The organism is Neobacillus sp. PS3-34, assembly GCF_030915465.1.
In the GTDB taxonomy this organism is placed as follows: Bacteria; Bacillota; Bacilli; order Bacillales; family Cytobacillaceae; genus Neobacillus_A.
Genome location: NZ_CP133267.1, coordinates 3,504,076 through 3,521,851 on the forward strand (window position 1 = coordinate 3,504,076; position 17,776 = coordinate 3,521,851).

13 protein-coding genes, 3 pseudogenes and 1 other annotated feature are annotated in these 17,776 nt (G+C 40.0%); of the genes and pseudogenes, 12 read left to right on the forward strand and 4 right to left on the reverse strand.

The genetic code is table 11. The features are described from left to right. Positions 1 to 4: 4 nt before the first annotated feature. From hemC to ysxE, 6 genes and pseudogenes are all read left to right on the forward strand, one after another. Positions 5 to 940, forward strand: a complete 936-nt coding sequence (gene hemC / locus RCG23_RS18105; protein ID WP_308176809.1) for a hydroxymethylbilane synthase — start codon at positions 5 to 7, stop codon at positions 938 to 940. A gap of 157 nt (positions 941 to 1,097) precedes the next feature. Next, positions 1,098 to 1,706, forward strand: coding sequence for a uroporphyrinogen-III synthase (locus tag RCG23_RS18110; RefSeq protein WP_308176810.1), 609 nt, complete (start codon positions 1,098 to 1,100; stop codon positions 1,704 to 1,706). 18 nt (positions 1,707 to 1,724) lie between these two features. Further along, complete coding sequence (gene hemB / locus RCG23_RS18115) at positions 1,725 to 2,702, forward strand: porphobilinogen synthase (protein WP_308176811.1); 978 nt, start codon at positions 1,725 to 1,727, stop codon at positions 2,700 to 2,702. A 24-nt stretch (positions 2,703 to 2,726) separates the two neighbouring features. Further along, positions 2,727 to 4,015 (forward strand): annotated as a pseudogene (hemL, locus tag RCG23_RS18120) (glutamate-1-semialdehyde 2,1-aminomutase). Between the two features lie 760 nt (positions 4,016 to 4,775). Next, on the forward strand, positions 4,776 to 5,846 hold the full coding sequence (spoVID, locus tag RCG23_RS18125; RefSeq protein WP_308176812.1) for a stage VI sporulation protein D: 1,071 nt from the start codon (positions 4,776 to 4,778) through the stop codon (positions 5,844 to 5,846). Between the two features lie 74 nt (positions 5,847 to 5,920). Continuing rightward, the gene (gene ysxE / locus RCG23_RS18130) at positions 5,921 to 6,979 is read left to right on the forward strand and encodes a spore coat protein YsxE (protein WP_308176813.1); all 1,059 of its coding nucleotides are present in this window, start codon (positions 5,921 to 5,923) and stop codon (positions 6,977 to 6,979) included. A 17-nt stretch (positions 6,980 to 6,996) separates the two neighbouring features. Here ysxE and RCG23_RS18135 read toward each other — a convergent pair whose 3' ends face one another. Continuing rightward, entirely contained in the window at positions 6,997 to 7,185 is a 189-nt protein-coding gene (locus RCG23_RS18135; protein ID WP_308176814.1) for a hypothetical protein, read from the reverse strand. Positions 7,186 to 7,394: 209 nt separating this feature from the next. After that, positions 7,395 to 7,628 (forward strand) — a binding site (T-box leader). 50 nt (positions 7,629 to 7,678) lie between these two features. On the opposite strand from RCG23_RS18135, the pseudogene RCG23_RS18140 reads away from it, so the two are divergent. The 4 genes and pseudogenes from RCG23_RS18140 to RCG23_RS18155 all read left to right on the forward strand — a co-directional run bounded on the left by RCG23_RS18140 (position 7,679) and on the right by RCG23_RS18155 (position 13,569). Next, positions 7,679 to 10,319 (forward strand): annotated as a pseudogene (locus tag RCG23_RS18140) (valine--tRNA ligase). A gap of 128 nt (positions 10,320 to 10,447) precedes the next feature. Then, positions 10,448 to 11,755 (forward strand): bifunctional folylpolyglutamate synthase/dihydrofolate synthase, encoded by a 1,308-nt coding sequence (locus RCG23_RS18145; protein ID WP_308176815.1) that lies wholly within the window; start codon positions 10,448 to 10,450, stop codon positions 11,753 to 11,755. Between the two features lie 97 nt (positions 11,756 to 11,852). Beyond that, on the forward strand, positions 11,853 to 12,842 hold the full coding sequence (locus tag RCG23_RS18150; RefSeq protein ID WP_308176816.1) for a hypothetical protein: 990 nt from the start codon (positions 11,853 to 11,855) through the stop codon (positions 12,840 to 12,842). Further along, positions 12,788 to 13,569 (forward strand): annotated as a pseudogene (locus tag RCG23_RS18155) (diguanylate cyclase). The gene RCG23_RS18150 and the pseudogene RCG23_RS18155 overlap by 55 nt, the downstream one beginning before the upstream one ends. 37 nt (positions 13,570 to 13,606) lie before the next feature. On the opposite strand, the gene RCG23_RS18160 reads toward RCG23_RS18155, so the two are convergent. Genes RCG23_RS18160 through RCG23_RS18170 form a run of 3 tightly spaced genes read right to left on the reverse strand, consistent with a single transcriptional unit; the run spans position 13,607 to position 15,369 of the window. Beyond that, positions 13,607 to 14,527, reverse strand: a complete 921-nt coding sequence (locus tag RCG23_RS18160; protein ID WP_308176817.1) for a hypothetical protein — start codon at positions 14,525 to 14,527, stop codon at positions 13,607 to 13,609. Beyond that, on the reverse strand, positions 14,496 to 14,945 hold the full coding sequence (locus RCG23_RS18165; RefSeq protein WP_374049860.1) for a PilW family protein: 450 nt from the start codon (positions 14,943 to 14,945) through the stop codon (positions 14,496 to 14,498). The genes RCG23_RS18160 and RCG23_RS18165 overlap by 32 nt, the downstream gene beginning before the upstream one ends. Next, positions 14,932 to 15,369 (reverse strand): type IV pilus modification PilV family protein, encoded by a 438-nt coding sequence (locus RCG23_RS18170; protein ID WP_308176819.1) that lies wholly within the window; start codon positions 15,367 to 15,369, stop codon positions 14,932 to 14,934. Before RCG23_RS18170 ends, RCG23_RS18165 begins: the two co-directional genes overlap by 14 nt. Before the next feature lie 157 nt (positions 15,370 to 15,526). Here RCG23_RS18170 and RCG23_RS18175 point away from each other — a divergent pair, with 157 nt between their 5' ends. Continuing rightward, complete coding sequence (locus tag RCG23_RS18175; protein WP_308176820.1) at positions 15,527 to 16,333, forward strand: hypothetical protein; 807 nt, start codon at positions 15,527 to 15,529, stop codon at positions 16,331 to 16,333. Positions 16,334 to 16,395: 62 nt separating this feature from the next. Beyond that, the gene (locus RCG23_RS18180) at positions 16,396 to 17,772 is read left to right on the forward strand and encodes a G5 domain-containing protein (RefSeq protein ID WP_308176821.1); all 1,377 of its coding nucleotides are present in this window, start codon (positions 16,396 to 16,398) and stop codon (positions 17,770 to 17,772) included. The last annotated feature ends 4 nt before the right edge of the window (positions 17,773 to 17,776 follow it).

Sequence of the window (17,776 nt, forward strand, 5' to 3'; positions counted from 1 at the left end):
AGTCATGAGAAAAATAATTGTTGGTTCAAGACGCAGTAAACTTGCATTAACACAAACGAATTGGGTTATAGAGCAATTGAAAAAACTTGGTGCTCCCTTTGAATTTGAAGTGAAAGAAATTGTAACAAAAGGAGACCGTATTCTTGATGTCACTTTATCCAAAGTCGGAGGCAAAGGATTATTCGTAAAAGAAATTGAACAGGCAATGTTGAATAAAGAGATAGATATGGCCGTTCACAGTATGAAGGATATGCCGGCTGTACTGCCAGAAGGTCTGACAATTGGAAGTATCCCATTTCGTGAAGACCATCGTGATGCGCTTATTTCCAGGAACCACATTCCGTTGAAGGATTTAAAAGAAGGCTCAGTTATTGGTACGAGCAGCTTACGCAGAAGTTCACAGCTTCTTAAGCAGCGTCCTGATTTAGAGATTAAATGGATTAGAGGAAATGTAGATACTAGATTAAGCAAGCTTGAAGAAGAAGAGTATGATGCGATTATCCTTGCTGCAGCAGGTTTATCCCGTCTTGGATGGGCAACTGATGTCGTAACGGAGTTTTTGGATGCTGAAAGCTGTGTGCCTGCAGTTGGCCAGGGAGCGCTTTCTATTGAGTGCCGTGAAGACGACAAAGAACTGCTGGAACTTCTTGATAAGTTTACATGTGAAAAAACAGATAGAGCCGTTCGTGCAGAACGTGCATACCTTCATAAAATGGAGGGCGGCTGCCAGGTTCCTATTGCAGGATTTGCTTATATTGATGAAAACGAAGAAATTGTATTAACTGCGCTAGTAGCTTCACCTGATGGCAAAGAAGTATACAAGGAAGAAGTTAGAGGTATGGAGCCTGAGGATGTGGGAGTGCGGGCAGCCAGCATGTTAATTGAAAAAGGTGCAAAAGAACTGATCGATAAGGTTAAACAGGAGCTTGAGGGTGAATGATAAAACCGTTACCCCTGCTTAATAAAAAAGTTCTCGTACCAAGAGGAAAAAAGCAGGCAAAGCCATTTTCGCAATTAGTTGAAAAGTATGGAGGGATTCCAATTGAAATCCCTCTTATTGCCTTTACACCATTCACGCAGATGGCAGCCTTCTTCAATTGCTTAAATCTATTGATACATACGATTGGATTATTTTTACAAGTAATGTTACTGTGGAAACACTTTTATCTTTTTATAATAAACAAGAGCTTGCGTTGTTCCCAAAGATTGCTGTAATTGGTGAGAGAACACAGAAGGTCTTAAATGAAAATGGTCTTAAAGTCAGCTTTCTGCCATCCGAATATGTAGCTGAAGCCTTTGCGGCTGAATTCGCTCCCTATGTCAAAGAAGGAGATAGAATTCTCATTCCAAAAGGAAACCTGGCAAGGGACGTAATAGCTGAATCGCTTCGAAAAAAGGGTGCGGCTGTTGATGAAGCGATTGTATATGAAACATACATGCCGGAGGATAGCCGGGTATTGCTCTCAGAAAAGCTTGCAAAAAAAGACCTTGATATTCTGCTCTTTACAAGCCCGTCCACGGTAGAACATTTTATGGACGTTGTGAAGGAAAATAAACTGGGTGACCTAATCGAGGAATGCCTGATAGGTTGTATTGGACCTGTTACGAAAGAGAAAATTCAATCGTACGGATTATTAGTCCATGCTGCGCCCGAGGTGTATACTGTAGAAGAGATGCTTAAAAGCATGATAGTCTATATAAATTAATATTTGGAGGTAATGAAAATGGAACTCCATTTTTCACGTCATCGCCGCCTGCGCCAGAGCGCAAATATGCGTGCACTTGTTAGAGAAAACCATCTTAGAGCGGAGGATTTTATTTACCCGCTTTTTATCGTAGAAGGAGAAAAAACAAAAAACGAAGTCTCTTCCATGCCCGGAGTTTTCCAAATATCAATGGATTATCTCCAAGAGGAAATGGAAGAAATCGTTTCGCTTGGAATCAAATCAGTAATCCTATTCGGTGTGCCTGCTGAAAAGGACGAATGTGGAGAGCAGGCGTACCATGACCATGGGATTGTCCAGGAAGCAACCCGCTTCATAAAGGATCGCTTCCCTGAAATGATTGTTGTTGCCGATACATGTCTGTGTGAATATACGAGCCATGGCCACTGCGGTGTAGTGGAAGGAGATCGTGTCTTAAATGATGCATCGCTTGAATTGCTTGTCAAAACAGCCGTTAGCCAGGCAAAAGCAGGAGCTGATATCATTGCTCCATCGAATATGATGGACGGGTTCGTTGCTGCCATTCGTGCCGGCTTGGACGAAGCAGGATTCGAGGAAGTTCCAATTATGTCTTATGCTGTTAAATATTCTTCAGCTTTTTATGGTCCTTTCCGCGATGCGGCGGACAGTACGCCTCAATTCGGGGATCGCAAGACATACCAAATGGATCCTGCCAATCGAATGGAAGCGTTAAGAGAAGCAGAATCTGATGTTAATGAGGGAGCAGATTTCCTTATTGTTAAGCCGGGTATGCCATATCTTGATATCGTCAGAGATGTTAAGAATAACTTTAACCTGCCAGTTGTGATTTACAATGTCAGCGGTGAATACTCAATGGTCAAAGCAGCTGCACTGAACGGCTGGATCGATGAGAAGAAAATCGTCCTTGAGATGCTAGTTGGTATGAAGCGAGCTGGTGCTGATCTGATTATCACGTATTTTGCAAAGGATGCTGTCCGCTGGTTAAATGAAGAATAATTTTATTTAAAGTGAGGGAATGAGATGCGCTCATACGCAAAATCGATTGAAGCCTTCAAGGAAGCTAAAGGTTTAATGCCAGGCGGTGTAAATAGCCCTGTCCGCGCATTCAAATCGGTGAACATGGATCCTATTTTCATGGAACGCGGAAAAGGATCAAAAATTTATGATATCGATGGCAATGAATATATTGATTATGTTTTATCTTGGGCCCTCTAATCCTGGGTCATACAAATGACAGGGTTGTAGAAGGGATTAAAAAGGTAGCTGAATTGGGCACGAGTTACGGCGCGCCAACCTTAATGGAAAATGAGCTCGCAAAGCTTGTCATCGAACGTGTGCCTTCGATTGAAGTCGTACGTATGGTTTCTTCAGGTACTGAGGCAACGATGAGTGCTCTTCGCCTTGCAAGGGGATATACCGGCCGTAATAAGATCTTGAAATTTGAAGGTTGTTATCACGGGCATGGGGATTCGCTTCTGATCAAAGCGGGTTCAGGAGTAGCAACACTTGGTTTGCCAGACAGCCCTGGCGTTCCGGAAGGTGTGGCAAAAAATACAATAACCGTTCCTTATAACGACCTTGAAAGCGTCAGGTATGCATTCGAACAGTTTGGCGATGATATTGCAGGAGTTATTGTAGAACCAGTTGCCGGCAATATGGGTGTCGTTCCTCCACTTCCAGGCTTCCTTGAAGGGCTAAGGGATATCACTTCACAATTTGGAGCACTTCTTATCTTTGATGAGGTAATGACAGGCTTCCGGGTTGGCTACAACTGTGCACAAGGGTATTTTAATGTGACGCCTGACATTACCTGCCTTGGAAAAGTAATTGGCGGCGGCCTTCCAGTAGGTGCCTATGGCGGAAAAGCGGAAATCATGGAGAGAATCGCTCCTAGCGGTCCTATCTATCAAGCCGGAACACTTTCAGGAAATCCATTGGCCATGACAGCGGGCTATGAAACACTAAGCCAGCTGACACCGGAGCACTACAATGAATTTATCCGTAAAGGTGACATGCTCGAAGAGGGATTAAAGGCAGCTGCTGAAAAGCATGGTATTCCGATTACAGTGAATCGCGCTGGCTCCATGATTGGTTTCTTCTTTACGAATGAGAAAGTAACAAATTATGATAAAGCGAAGACATCGAATCTCGAATATTTCGCATCCTACTATCAGGAAATGGCTAACCAGGGAGTATTCCTGCCGCCATCACAGTTTGAGGGGCTATTCCTATCAACCGCCCACACTGATGAAGACATTGAAAAAACAATTCAGGCTGCAGAAACAGCATTTTCAAAATTAAAAAAATAATTTTAGACACCCGTACTGTATAGGTATGGGTTTACTTGTAAGGTACAAAACGGTAAATCGCAGACCAAATCAAATAGCAAATCATATAAACTTCAAAGTCAAAAAGGCTTAGAGATGCAAATATCTCTAAGCTTTTTTTGAATTTTCTTTTTTTTACTAAAGCACCCGTAAGTTGTACAAGTTCATTAGACGCTAAAGCGAGTTTGATAAATAAGCGGAGAAATTTCTCTTAATTAGGAAATAGCACTGAAAATAGCTTAAATAGACGGAAAGATTCAGACTATTGACTCAAAAAACGTGAAAATGGTTAATTTTGCTTTGCTTAATCGGAAAACCTCCGCTTATATACCCCGAACCGAGCTCTATTCTCCAGTCTAACGGAAAAATCTCCGCTTATTTTAAACATCACTGGTTACTCAATTAAGGATAAGTCTTCTTACTAAATCACAAATAATTCACACACCCCCAATAATGATTTCCTACCCTGTGATTTACGATATGAATTAAGAAAAAATAAGCAATTAAAATTCGCCAAAATGTTGATAAATCAATAAAAAACGCACTGTGAATGATATCGTGAATTCAAGTGCGTTTTCATATGTGTTTTACAATGTTTACACCTCTAAAGTAAACCCGTTACCGTATAGGTATGGGTGTTTTTTTAATTCTGGACGCTTTTTTATCATAAATAAATAGCTGGTTTCATAGAGTGTAAGTGACATAGTGATTTTACGTGAAGGAAACGAAAGGAGGAGTCGCTTTGTCTCAGGAAAATCAGTCATGCCTTCGATTTTCTTTGGAGGAGTCTATATGGTTTCGAAAAGGACAGGAAGTCGAAGAGCTAGTATCCATATCGCTTGATCCGGATATCACCATCCAGGAAAATGACCAGTATGTAACCATTCGTGGTTCGCTGGAATTAACGGGCGAGTATAAAAGCCATAATGATAGCAGCGAAAATGAGGAAGATCCAGGTTTGAAATACGTTCAAGTGGTGGAGGAAAGGGAAGCGGGAGTTTGTGAGTTTTCCCATCGTTTTCCGGTTGATATTACCATTCCAAACAACAGAATCCAAAGCATCTATGATATTGATGTAGTAGTAGAGTCATTTGATTATTCGTTTCCAGAGCGGAGCTGCATGAAGCTTACGTCTGATTTAACCATTAGTGGATTATATGGCGAACAGCAGCATGAAACAGCTCCAGAGCAGTTTGAGCCGGTTGTGCTGCATAGAAATCCGCAAGAGGATGTAGAAGAAGTATTGGAACAGGAAGAGCAGGAGCAGGATGCTCATTACTATGCTTCCTATGAGGAAGACAGCTTCGAGGCTGAGGCCAGAAGGCAGTTTGAAGATGAACCTCCAGCAGAACAGCATGAATTCCCAACCTTCCCCTATCAGGGAATAGCAAATAGTCATCCATTGGACTTATTTAAGCAATATGCAAGAAGTGAAGCAAGTACTGTTCCCGATACTGGAACAGAGGAACAATTCGAACAGGGAGAAGTGACATCAGAAGTGCAACAGGCAGAGCACCATGCAGAGAGCTCTTCAAGCCCTGAAAAAGCACCGGTACAGCAAGAAGTGAAAAAGAAGAAGGCTCCTAAAAAGAAGAGTATGAGTTTAACGGAATTTTTTGCTCGCAAGGAAGAAAGTGATGAAGTCGCAAAGCTTAAGGTGTGCATTGTCCAAAGGGGAGAGACTCTGGATGTGCTTTCAGAAAGATATGATATTTCCGTTCCCAATTTGCTGAGAGTTAACAATTTGGAAATGAATCAGGATGTATACGAAGGCCAGGTACTTTACATTCCGGTTGTTGTAGCAAAAAAATAACATAGGAAAAACATCATGAGCGGGTACCTCACCTGCTCAAATGTTTTTCTAAGCGTAAAGAGAGCTGAGTTTCGATGAGTGAATCAAATCGGCTTGGAGTGCTGGAACCCATATTGAAAAATTATTTAATTGAGCCTTATTTTATTGAGGATTATGGTAAAGTACAAAAAATTTACTCCAACAAAGGCACATTCGCTTTAAAGAAAATTCCTCCCAATAATGGCACTGACTTTATTCGCCATGTCCATCAGCTTTACCAGAAAGGCTTTAATAGGATTGTTCCCATCTATCCTACAATGGATGGCAGATACGCAGTGCTTGAAAATCAGGATTTGTATTATTTGATGCCCTGGCTTCCTAATGAAGAAAGAGAGGACAGGAATGAGAGGCATCAACAGCTGTTTCGTGAGCTTGCGAGACTTCACACATTATCAGCCAAGGAAATTCCAGTAAAAAAAGAGGACAGGAAAGAACACTACGAAAAAACCATCCAGCAGCTGGAAAAAAATCAAGAACTGCTGGATGGATTTATCGAGACTTGCGAGAAAAAAACCTATATGTCTCCTTTCGAGCTGCTGTTTTCCTTGTACTATAATGAAATAAGCCAGGCGCTGGGATTTTCCAAAACGAAGTTCGAGGAATGGTATGAAAATACGAAGGATCAGGAAAAGGCAAGAATGGTTATCAACCATGGGAAAATATCGACAGAACATTTTCTATACGATGAAAAGGGTTATGGATATTTCATCAATTTTGAAGGTGCCAGATATGGTTCACCCATTCATGATCTTCTTCCATTTTTATCTCGCAGTTTGAAAACACATCCTAAACGAAACGAAGAGTCCATCGATTGGGTTTATTATTACTTAAAGTATTTCCCTTATAAACCTGATGAAAAATTGTTGTTCTTAAGCTATCTCGCACATCCTGGACCTATTTTGCAGGTTGCTGAAAGATATCTTAAGAAAAGCAGGACAGCAAATGAATTAAAGCTTGTCCGGCAGCTGCAGAAGCACTATTGGCTTTTAAAAAATGCAGAATATGTTGTTATGCGCATATCGGAAATCGATGCACAGCAGCAGGCAAAAGAAGGTGCACAGCAGCAGGCAAAAGAAGAAGGAGCCCAGCAGTAAGTCTGCAGCAGGGCTCCTTAAATGACTTCAAGATAAATGGCAAGGGCAATTGCGATGAAAATAGTCAAAAGCAGAACGTCGAAGGTGGTCGGCAGAAGAATGGTCCGGATTCCCTGAAATATACAAAAAGGTATGATAAATTGCGCGCACACACCCCTCATGGTCCTCACCCAAGGCGGCAGCGAATATCGATTAAATCTTTTCATTAACTGCAGTCCCCTTTCCTATATCAATTCTGTTCCAAAGACGTTTGCGTTAATTCCTCATGATCCTCATTTTATGTATATTCCTCTTTATATGTGTTTAGGCTAAAAGGAACACCAACTTCCCCATTGATGTATAAAATATAAAAAAATTGGCGAACATTATTGACGTCAATCCCCTTTTTTGGGTAGTATATCTATATATTCAAATCGAAAAAGCTAAGACAGGGAAGAGTACAATGCTCTTCTGCTTTAAGAGAGGGAAATCATCAGCTGAAAGATTTCCTAAGCAGAACATTGGAATGTCACCCTAGAGCTTCTTCCGCCAACGGATGCAATCCCAGTAGTGGAAGACGGATCGACTCCGTTATCCCGTTAAGAGCCAGCCAATTATTTCAGGCTGGAAAAAAGGTGGTACCGCGAAGCAAACTCCATTCGTCCTTTTATGGCGAATGGGGTTTTTTGTTTTTAAAAATTTAAAACAGGAGGAATTGCAATGGAAACAAATGATATCTCGATGCCCACGAAATATGATCCTAAATCGATTGAACAGGCCGCTATGACTGGTGGGTAAAAGGAAAATTTTTCGAGGCAAAACCGGATCAGGAAAAGCAGCCATACACAATTGTTATCCCACCGCCGAATGTTACGGGTAAGCTTCATTTAGGCCACGCGTGGGATACAACGCTGCAGGATATACTTACGCGCATGAAGAGGATGCAGGGATACGATGTTTTATGGCTGCCTGGAATGGACCACGCCGGAATCGCAACTCAGGCAAAAGTAGAAGAAAAGCTTCGCAGTGAAGGAAAGAGCCGCTATGACCTTGGACGTGAAAAGTTTGTTGAAGAAACATGGCGCTGGAAGGAAGAGTATGCAGGACATATTCGCCAGCAATGGGCAAAGCTTGGCTTGGGGCTTGATTACAGCCGTGAACGATTTACGCTTGATGAAGGTCTTTCCGACGCTGTAAAGGAAGTATTCGTTTTGTTATATAAGAAAGATCTTATTTACCGCGGTGAATATATTATTAACTGGGACCCGTCAACGAAAACAGCTTTATCGGATATTGAAGTAATTTATAAAGATGTTCAGGGAGCCTTCTATCATATGAGGTACCCGCTAGCTGACGGATCAGGGCATATCGAAATCGCAACAACACGCCCTGAGACGATGCTTGGTGATACGGCTGTAGCTGTACATCCAGAAGATGACCGATACAAGCATTTAATCGGCAAAACAGTTATTCTTCCTATCGTAGGACGTGAAATCCCAATCGTTGGCGATGATTATGTTGATATGGAATTTGGATCTGGAGCCGTTAAAATTACCCCTGCGCATGATCCGAACGATTTTGAAATCGGTAACCGCCATAATCTTGAACGCATTCTAGTTATGAATGAGGATGGGTCAATGAATGGCCGTGCTGGCAAATACGAAGGACTGGACCGTTTCGAATGCCGCAAGCAAATTGTAAAAGATCTTCAAGAACAGGGAGTACTTTTCAAAATTGAGGAGCATTTACATTCTGTAGGTCATTCAGAGCGAAGCGGTGCTGTTGTCGAACCATACCTATCAACACAATGGTTTGTTAAAATGCAGCCATTGGCAAATGAAGCGATTGCTTTACAAAGCAAAGAGGAAAAGGTGAATTTCGTTCCTGAAAGATTCGAAAACACTTATATGCGGTGGATGGAGAACATCCGCGACTGGTGTATTTCCCGTCAGCTTTGGTGGGGACACCGGATACCGGCATGGTACCATAACGAGACAGGTGAGGTATATGTTGGAACAGAAGCACCTGCAGATAGTGAAAATTGGACCCAGGATAACGATGTACTTGATACATGGTTTAGCTCTGCACTATGGCCGTTTTCTACAATGGGCTGGCCGGATAAGGAAGCTGCCGATTTCAAGCGTTACTTCCCTACTGATGTACTCGTAACGGGCTATGATATTATTTTCTTCTGGGTTTCCAGAATGATATTCCAAAGCTTGGAATTCACCGGTGAACGTCTATTCAAAGACGTTCTTATCCATGGATTAGTAAGGGATTCAGATGGACGCAAAATGAGTAAATCACTTGGCAATGGTGTAGATCCAATGGAGGTCATCGACCAATACGGTGCTGACTCACTAAGATATTTCCTTTCAACAGGAAGCTCACCAGGCCAAGATCTTCGTTACATTCCCGAAAAGGTTGAATCAACCTGGAACTTTGCCAATAAAATCTGGAATGCATCCCGTTTCGCCTTGATGAACATGAATGGGTTGAAGTACGAAGAAATAGATCTAAGCGGTGAAATGTCAGTTGCTGACAAGTGGATTTTAAACCAGCTGAATGAAACAATTGAAACCGTTACAAGGCTCTCAGCTAAATACGAATTCGGTGAAGTAGCCGGGCACTTTACAACTTCATCTGGGATGATTTCTGTGACTGGTATATCGAAATGGCGAAACTCCCACTTTACGGAGAAGACGAAGCAGCAAAGCTTACTACCCGCTCGATTTTGGCACATGTCCTTGATAATACGATGCGCCTGCTTCATCCATTCATGCCGTTTATCACTGAGGAAATTTGGCAAAACCTTCCTCACTCTGGTGAGTCCATTACAACTGCAAAATGGCCTGAAGTTAATCCTGCCTTCTCTGATAGCCAGGCGGCAGGCGAAATGAAGATGTTAATGGAAACCATCCGTGCGGTTCGGAATATCCGTGCTGAGGTAAATACACCAATGAGCCGGAAAATCAAAATGCTTGTGAAGGCTAAGGATGAAAAGATTCTTGCCTCATTGGAGAAGAACCGCGGGTTCATTGAAAAGTTCTGTAACCCGGAAGAATTACAAATGGGAACAGACATTGAAACACCTGATAAAGCCATGACTGCTGTGATTTCAGGAATGGAAATCATTCTGCCGCTTGAAGGCTTAATCAATATTGACGAAGAAATTGCCCGCCTTGAAAAAGAGTGGGATAAATGGAACAAGGAAGTTGAAAGGGTTCAAAAGAAATTAGGCAATGAAGGCTTTATTAAAAAAGCTCCAGAAAGTGTAATTGAAGAAGAACGTGCTAAAGAAAATGATTATCTTGAAAAAAGGTCTGCGGTTGAAGCACGTATTAAAGAATTAAAAGGCTAAACCTTTAGCTCGCAGGAGAGAAAAGCTTCATTAAATCTTAACTCTGTTTCAGTTAAAAATGCTTGAAGGCGAATCCGTGCCAGGATTCGTCTTCAGTCTGTTTAAACCGATGAAATGAGGTGCGTAGAATGTTTTTAACATATAAGGAAGCCCTTGATTGGATCCATTCAAGATTAAGGCTCGGTATAAAACCTGGATTAAAAAGAATGGAATGGATGATGGAGAAGCTGGGCCATCCTGAAAAGCAATTAAAGACCGTTCACATTGGAGGAACCAATGGAAAGGGGTCAACAGTCACCTATTTGCGCTCCATTCTGCAGGCAGGCGGATATACAGTCGGGACGTTTACTTCTCCCTATATCGAACACTTTAATGAACGAATAAGCATTAATGGAGTACCTATCACTGATCAAGAAATTGTGGAGCTTGCAAATATCATTTTTCCGCTTGCAATAGAGTTAGAGGAAAGTGAACTCGGCGGTCCTACTGAATTTGAAGTGATTACAGCCATGTCGATGTGGTACTTTGCAAAGTGCAGCAGCGCAGATGTTGTCATCTATGAAGTCGGTCTTGGCGGAAGATTTGATTCGACAAATATTATTCAACCGATGCTTTCGATCATTACAAATATTGGTCTTGACCATACCCAAATACTAGGAAATACATATGAGGAAATTGCCTTTGAGAAAGCGGGTATTATAAAAAAAGGATCGGCTGTGATTACTGGCATTAAACGTCCTGACGCTCTTGCAGTAATTGAACAGCAGTCTGCAAAATTAGTTACACCATTATTCAGGATTGGCAAAGAATTCGAGATTTCAGGCCACAGCGCACTGCCAAAAGGAGAGTCTTTTGACATTAAAACCCCTTATGGTTATATCGAAAATATCAAAATTGGAATGATGGGGCAGCACCAAACAGAAAATTCCGGACTATCGATTATGGCTGCACAATATTTAAATCATGTCCACGCTTTCAAGCTGACAGAAAAGGAAATTAGAATAGGACTGAAGAATGCCTTTTGGCCAGGGAGATTTGAAATCCTCTCAGATCAGCCAACCGTAATTATTGATGGGGCGCATAATGATGAAGGAATAACAGCTTTAACTCATGAGTTGGAGAGCAGATACAGCGGCCGCCGTATTCATATTGTCTTTGCAGCTCTAACGGATAAAAAATTGGACAAGATGATTTCAAAGCTTGATAGAGCAGCTGACAGAATTACTTTTGTTTCCTTTGATTTTCCGAGAGCGGCTTCGGCATCAAGTCTAATGGAAATCAGTTCCTCATCCAACAAGCAGGTATCTGAGGAATGGCAAGCTGCAATAACGAATGAAATCAATCAGCTTCATAGTACGGATATCCTGGTTATAACTGGTTCCCTATACTTTATTTCTGAGGTAAAACCGTTCTTGTCCAAATTTTTTAAAAAATAAGACGATTTTCCTGTGACAAATATTAGTATGTCTGCTAAAATTATTTTAAACTTTGTGACTATTTTCCTAATGGCAGAGCAGAAGGAGGCAGGAAAAGATGGCTGTAAAACCGCACGTTAAAAAAATTGTTTTACTTGTTTGGGTTTTACTTGTCCCGGCTGGGTTTCTATGGACCTATTTATATTTTCCTCCGCATTTAGGAGGTAATTTTGCAGATGTCGTCGCTTTTTTATTATTGACCTGCGCTGTTGCAGCCATGCCTATGGTAATAAACAATGTGCCAATATTTTTGATCCAATGGGTATCTCTTGGCGTTTTTTTAAGGTTTGGCTTATTTGTAGAGATGCTTTTTATCCATATTGCTTTGATGGCCGTTTTTTCCAAGATCAAGCTTCCAAAAGAAGAATGGATTCGATTGCCTCTAAACTCGATTATGTTTTTTACTATTTCCTTAGTGAGCGGGTTAATTTATTATGGAGTGGGTGGGCAGACTGGGCAGAATATATTAAAGGGTACAGATGCGTTTTTATACGCGGCCCTTTATGCTGTACTAATATATGTTATAAACCAAATCATCTTAATGTTTTACAGTTATACTCTATATCCAGAAAAGCAGCCTTTTTTTGGAAAGGATTTTGTGTGGGATATTGTTACAACACTTATCACCTTTCCAATCGGTTTTGTACTTTACACGCTTTATTCTGAACTAGGAATACTTGCATTATTATTAGTTGGTGTTCCATTTGCGAGCCTATCTATTATTTTAAATCTCTATTATTCCAGCCAAAAAATAAATGAGTATCTTCAAAAGGCAACTGAAATTGGTCACCAGCTCGCTGAACGGGTCCAAGTAAATGACGTAATGGACCTGTTTATTCAAAAATTAATGGAAATGCTGCCAGTAGATTTCGCATATATTTTAGATGTTATTGATCAGAAAGAACTTCAGCTGATTCGGCGGATTGAGGATGGGGAAACCCTCCCTAGTAATCTACTACCCTTAAAGAAATCAGAAGGTATCGGTGGAAGAGTTTGGCCACAAGGAAATCTGTCCTGTTTTCATCAAGAAGAGAATGGAAAAATATAGAGACAGGGGATATTCCTACTTGTGCGGAGACTGTTTTGTCCGTGCCAATTATGAGGAATAATCAGGTAGTCGGCGTACTGATTCTGGCATCACGGAAAAAACGGGCATATGACAAATCGCAATTGATGATTATCGATATACTTTGTTCGCACTTCGCCATTGCAATCGAAAATGCAAGACATTATGAAGTCACAAAGGAATATAGCGAACGCTGTCCGCTTACAAAGCTTTACAATTACCGCTACTTTGAAAACCTGTTAACAGCGGAATTTGAAAAGCTTCACTATTTTAAAAGAAAGCTGCTGTCATTAATCATTTTGGATATAGACCATTTTAAATCCGTCAATGATACATATGGGCATCAAAGCGGAAATGAAATTCTATGCGAACTCGCTGCTCGGCTTGAAATGCTAACTGGAAACAGAGGCACGGCTGCCCGTTACGGGGGGAGGAATTCGTCATCCTCTTGCCTGATGTAGAGAAGGAAGAAGCTTTCGCTATGGCTGAGCTAATTAGGCAAACGATTGCCAACGAACCTTTCACAGTCAAGCAGCATATGGGAGAGGAAGACAGACCGCTCCTTGTCGAAATTACTGCCTCGATCGGCGTAGCAACTGCCCCTGAGGATGCAGACGACGCGCTTGCATTGATTCGGCATGCAGACCGTGCTCTTTATGTTGGGGCGAAGCGGGCTGGCAGGAATAGGGTTGCGGAGTATGTGAAATAAAAAAGTCCGATTCTCGAGTGAGAATCGGACTTTTTATTTAATATTGGACTTTTATTCCACTATTATTATCAATTCCCCAACTATTAGACGCTGTTTTTGCACACCGATTCTGTGGGATAACATAATCTATCAATTTTCCCTGAGAATCTACCAGATAAGTATCACCTGTAATGCACAGCTTATAAGCCTTCCCGTTTGGGATAATCATAGCCTTTTCAAAGATCGCATCACCTTTGATAATAATATCTGCAGCTCCCTGGTATGATACTTCGGAAACAAAATAGGCATCGCCATTAACTAATAAGGTACGATTCCCCTGAATATGGATGTAATTTGTAAAGTAGGTAGAAGAATTATAGGTTGCACTTTTATTTTGAGCCCATAAGTCTATTAAATTAGTCTCCACAATCGAATAAGAAGACTGGACTGGTTTTGTTTGGCCGATTCTTAATTTGCCAGAAAGCTTTTGGATTGTGATGGAACCAGTAAGATTAACTGTTTCTTTCCCTGCATTGCCAAAACTATTAAAGTTTACCACCAGCTTATTAGGGTTGGACTCATCGATGTTCATAAAATTAATTTTGTAAGTCTTATCAGATTCTACAGTCATAAGTTTTATATAACCGGTCTTCATTTCAGTGTATGCTTTCAATGCTGACTTGAAATTTGAATCATATGTGGTTGAGGTGGAGTTTAAAGACGCGGTAGTATTGGCCGCAGCTACTATTCTGTTAGTTACAGCCTTATAATAGGTTATTCCCATTTCAGCAAGATCAGTCGCTTTATTCCGGTTATCCGTTTTGTTGAACTGGTAACGGGAAGAGAGAACCATACCACTTAAACTCATCCCGAATATCAGGATAATTGTAATTGTAATTAAAACAATTAATAATGTATATCCTTTTTCATTTTTCATAGATTCACCTCTAATATCTTTTAATAATTGTATCAATTTCATAGGATTGGCCCTGCTTTGTTGTAATCTTTAGGTAAATGGCAAGAGGGATGGAACCATCGATTGTTATTTCTCCCGCGAAGTCCTCAGGTAAAGGATAACCAGCTTTTAAAAAAATTTGGAGATCACTTCGTTCTAAAGGAATATTTGCTGCTGTGGTGCCAATGAAAGCATCACCATTTAAAGGGTTATAGGAAAGCTTGTATGTATTTTGACGTTGATGATAATTTTTAATTGTATTAATAATAATATTTGCTTCCTGCTCCAAATTGGACTTTTGTGAAATTTGTTTATAATTCTTATCAACATTAAAGAAAACACCATAGATTATGGATGAAATAATCATAAGGATTGTTAATGCTGCCAATATTTCGATTAAAGACAGGCCTTTTGATTTTTCATCTGGTTCACCTTCTAATATAAGTAAAAGTTTCGGATTGGTTTTTTAAATTGGTTTTCTCTTGGACTATAATTTTATATTGAATTAAATTTTCCGCACTACTATTAGTTATGACGGCTGAAACAATAAAACCAGGATTAAGGGTTTGGGAAATATCGTCTTCAATTTCTGCCTGGCTTAGAATTCTGCTCCCTCCAATTACCTTTCCAGCAGAATCTACTATATTATCATCAATTAAAGATTGCTTAGTAACATTTTCCTCAATTATATTCACAACTTTTTGGGATATTTGGACAGCGGTTAACTTTTGGTCATTTCTTTTTGTGAATTCAGCTGATTGAGCAAATAGGCCTGCAAAACTAGTGAGGATGATTCCAAGTAAAACAATGGAAAGCAAAACTTCTAATAATGTAAATCCGTTTTGGTTTTTTTGAAAACCCCTCATAATTATTTCTCCGCCTTCTTTTAAAATCCATACAAATATTATACAATATTTAGGAATCGAAATATGTCTAATTAAGAAATATATAGATGAAACCTGTAATAAATAATAGAATCTAAGACTTTTTTACTAGTATACTTAAATTATTAGGAGTGAACAAATGGAAAGTTTGCTATGGGGCGCAGCCTCACTTGTTATTCTTGTACCTGTCATTTATTTTTTGCCCTTGGGCATAACAAAGAAAGGCAAACTTATTGTCATTTTAACAGCGTTTTTTGTCGCCTTACTTGGTCAGGTTGCAAGCATGATAATTGCTCTGTCGCAAGTCTTTTTGATACTTTTTTTACTTGTTTTGCTGTTTTCATACATATTGGATCAACGGATGGCTTCTCTAATGTTTGGAAAAGAAACTGCCAGTGTTAAAAAGAAGGAATCTGAAGAATTCTATTATGGAAGTTCGTCTGTAAATCTAGAACCCACTGTTAGCTTACAGGAATCTTTTGATGAAATAGAGAGTGATATAACCCCATTGGATGAAGCGCTTTTAGTGTCAGAAAAACCTGTAGCTCCAATTACATCTTCATCCGGGGACATGGTATCTGCAGACATTGAATTGGAAGATGATATTTCTTTTTTGTTAACAAGAGAAATGGAACAGGAAATACATGATGAAAGCCAAGGATATGAGGATCACAACAGAAGCAGTGAGTATATCGAAGAAATTGAGGATATTTTTACTGACTTGCAAGTAAATAATGTAACAGATGAATCTTTTGAGGAAGTCGCACATGAGTCTTTACAAGAACTAGAGGTTCTTTCTTTTGATAAAGAAATTGAATTAAAATTCGTTAATCCAATTCAAGCTGCAATCAATGAAGCTGCTGCATCCAATGAAGGAGCGAGTGAAATAGAGGAAATCGATTGGGAAATGCTCGAGACAATACAAGGTACTGACAAAGAAAAGTAGAACTTGTCCTTTTATTTGGTAAGAGAATAAAAAGATATGAGTACTATTTTAGGAGGCTGTTAATGGTTAGAAAAAACCGGCAAGCGATTAAACTTTTTATTGTGCTTTTATTCTGTACTGCCTATATTTTTAGTTTTTCCCAATACGGTGCCCTTGCTCTTACTCCTTTTCAAAAGGAAACAGATGTATATACACAAGGAACCTCATTTGGCACGATCAGTGTTGAAGGAAAAACTTCGGAAGAAGCAACTGCTCTATTAAATCAAAAATATGATGAATGGCTAAATAATGCTAAAATTTCTATTCAATACAAGGAAAAAACAGTAAAAATGGATAAACGCGATTTTAGCTTTCTCATCCAGGATTCTGTTTTTGGTGCAAAGGACGGACAGCAAAATAAAATTCAGGTCAAGCTTGAAAATGAGAAAACGGCAGCGCTCATAAGCATGCTTTCATCCGGCCTGAGCGAAAAGAAATTCGATTTAAATAAGCTGACCATAAAATTAACTACAATTGCTGCAAACCTTCAGCCTGGCAATACAATCATTAAATTGCGTCAATTCCTAAAGGGAAATTCTTCTGAAGTGCAAACAGTCATTGGCGAGGCAATGCTTACACCACAAAACACTCCCGATGATATGGAAGAAGCAACAGAAAAATTATCACGGATTGAAATCCCGGCGGAGTCCACATTTTCAATGCTCGAATACTTAAAAAGCAAAAAACTCAACAATCTATCTGTTTCTGCCCTCAGCTTGATTTCTACAAGCATATACAAGGCAATATTGCCAACCAATTTTTCAGTGTTAGAAAGAAAAATAAGTGAGGATTTACCTGCTAATGAGGAACTCGGATTTGAGTCGAAAATAGCCTTTGGGAATCATTATGATTTGGTATTTTCGAATCCGAATGATACTGCTTATACAATTGAGCTGGAATGGAACGAGAAGGACCTCCATACGACTTTAAAAGGTGAGGCTTTGCTTTATGAATATAAAGTAAGTTCGAGAGATAAACAGGATTTCAAACCAAAAACAATTAAACAGTATAGTCCTTTATTAGTTAATAGTCAGAAGAAAATCCAGAATGAGGGTTCAGACGGGGCTATGATTAAGGTGTATCGTGAGATTTATGATAATGGTAAGTTAATAGATTCAGTCTTAATCTCCGAGGATTTTTATGCTCCCGTTGCAAGAGTAGAGATAAATGCACTGCCAGCTGGACAGGATACAGGCGGAGCTGTGAACCCGTCTGGACTCCAAACGAATAATGCAGACAGCCAATCTACAGCCAATACTGAAACAACAACGGTGACCGAGGACGGAACTAACCAGTCTGTTTCTGAAGAAAATTTGCCGGCAACTCAGGAGCAGAATGTTCTTCCATCTGTTTCGAATAATGAAAACCTGTGGGGAAAGCCAAACGAACAACCAAAATAATCTT

Coding starts and splice junctions, on each gene's coding strand:
- hemC (WP_308176809.1), top strand. CDS start 5: ATGAGAAAAATAATTGTTGGTTCAAGACGCAGTAAACTTGCATTAACA.
- hemB (WP_308176811.1), top strand. CDS start 1,725: ATGGAACTCCATTTTTCACGTCATCGCCGCCTGCGCCAGAGCGCAAAT.
- ysxE (WP_308176813.1), top strand. CDS start 5,921: ATGAGTGAATCAAATCGGCTTGGAGTGCTGGAACCCATATTGAAAAAT.
- RCG23_RS18135 (WP_308176814.1), bottom strand. CDS start 7,185: ATGAAAAGATTTAATCGATATTCGCTGCCGCCTTGGGTGAGGACCATG.
- RCG23_RS18145 (WP_308176815.1), top strand. CDS start 10,448: ATGTTTTTAACATATAAGGAAGCCCTTGATTGGATCCATTCAAGATTA.
- RCG23_RS18150 (WP_308176816.1), top strand. CDS start 11,853: ATGGCTGTAAAACCGCACGTTAAAAAAATTGTTTTACTTGTTTGGGTT.
- RCG23_RS18160 (WP_308176817.1), bottom strand. CDS start 14,527: ATGAAATTGATACAATTATTAAAAGATATTAGAGGTGAATCTATGAAA.
- RCG23_RS18170 (WP_308176819.1), bottom strand. CDS start 15,369: ATGAGGGGTTTTCAAAAAAACCAAAACGGATTTACATTATTAGAAGTT.
- RCG23_RS18175 (WP_308176820.1), top strand. CDS start 15,527: ATGGAAAGTTTGCTATGGGGCGCAGCCTCACTTGTTATTCTTGTACCT.
- RCG23_RS18180 (WP_308176821.1), top strand. CDS start 16,396: ATGGTTAGAAAAAACCGGCAAGCGATTAAACTTTTTATTGTGCTTTTA.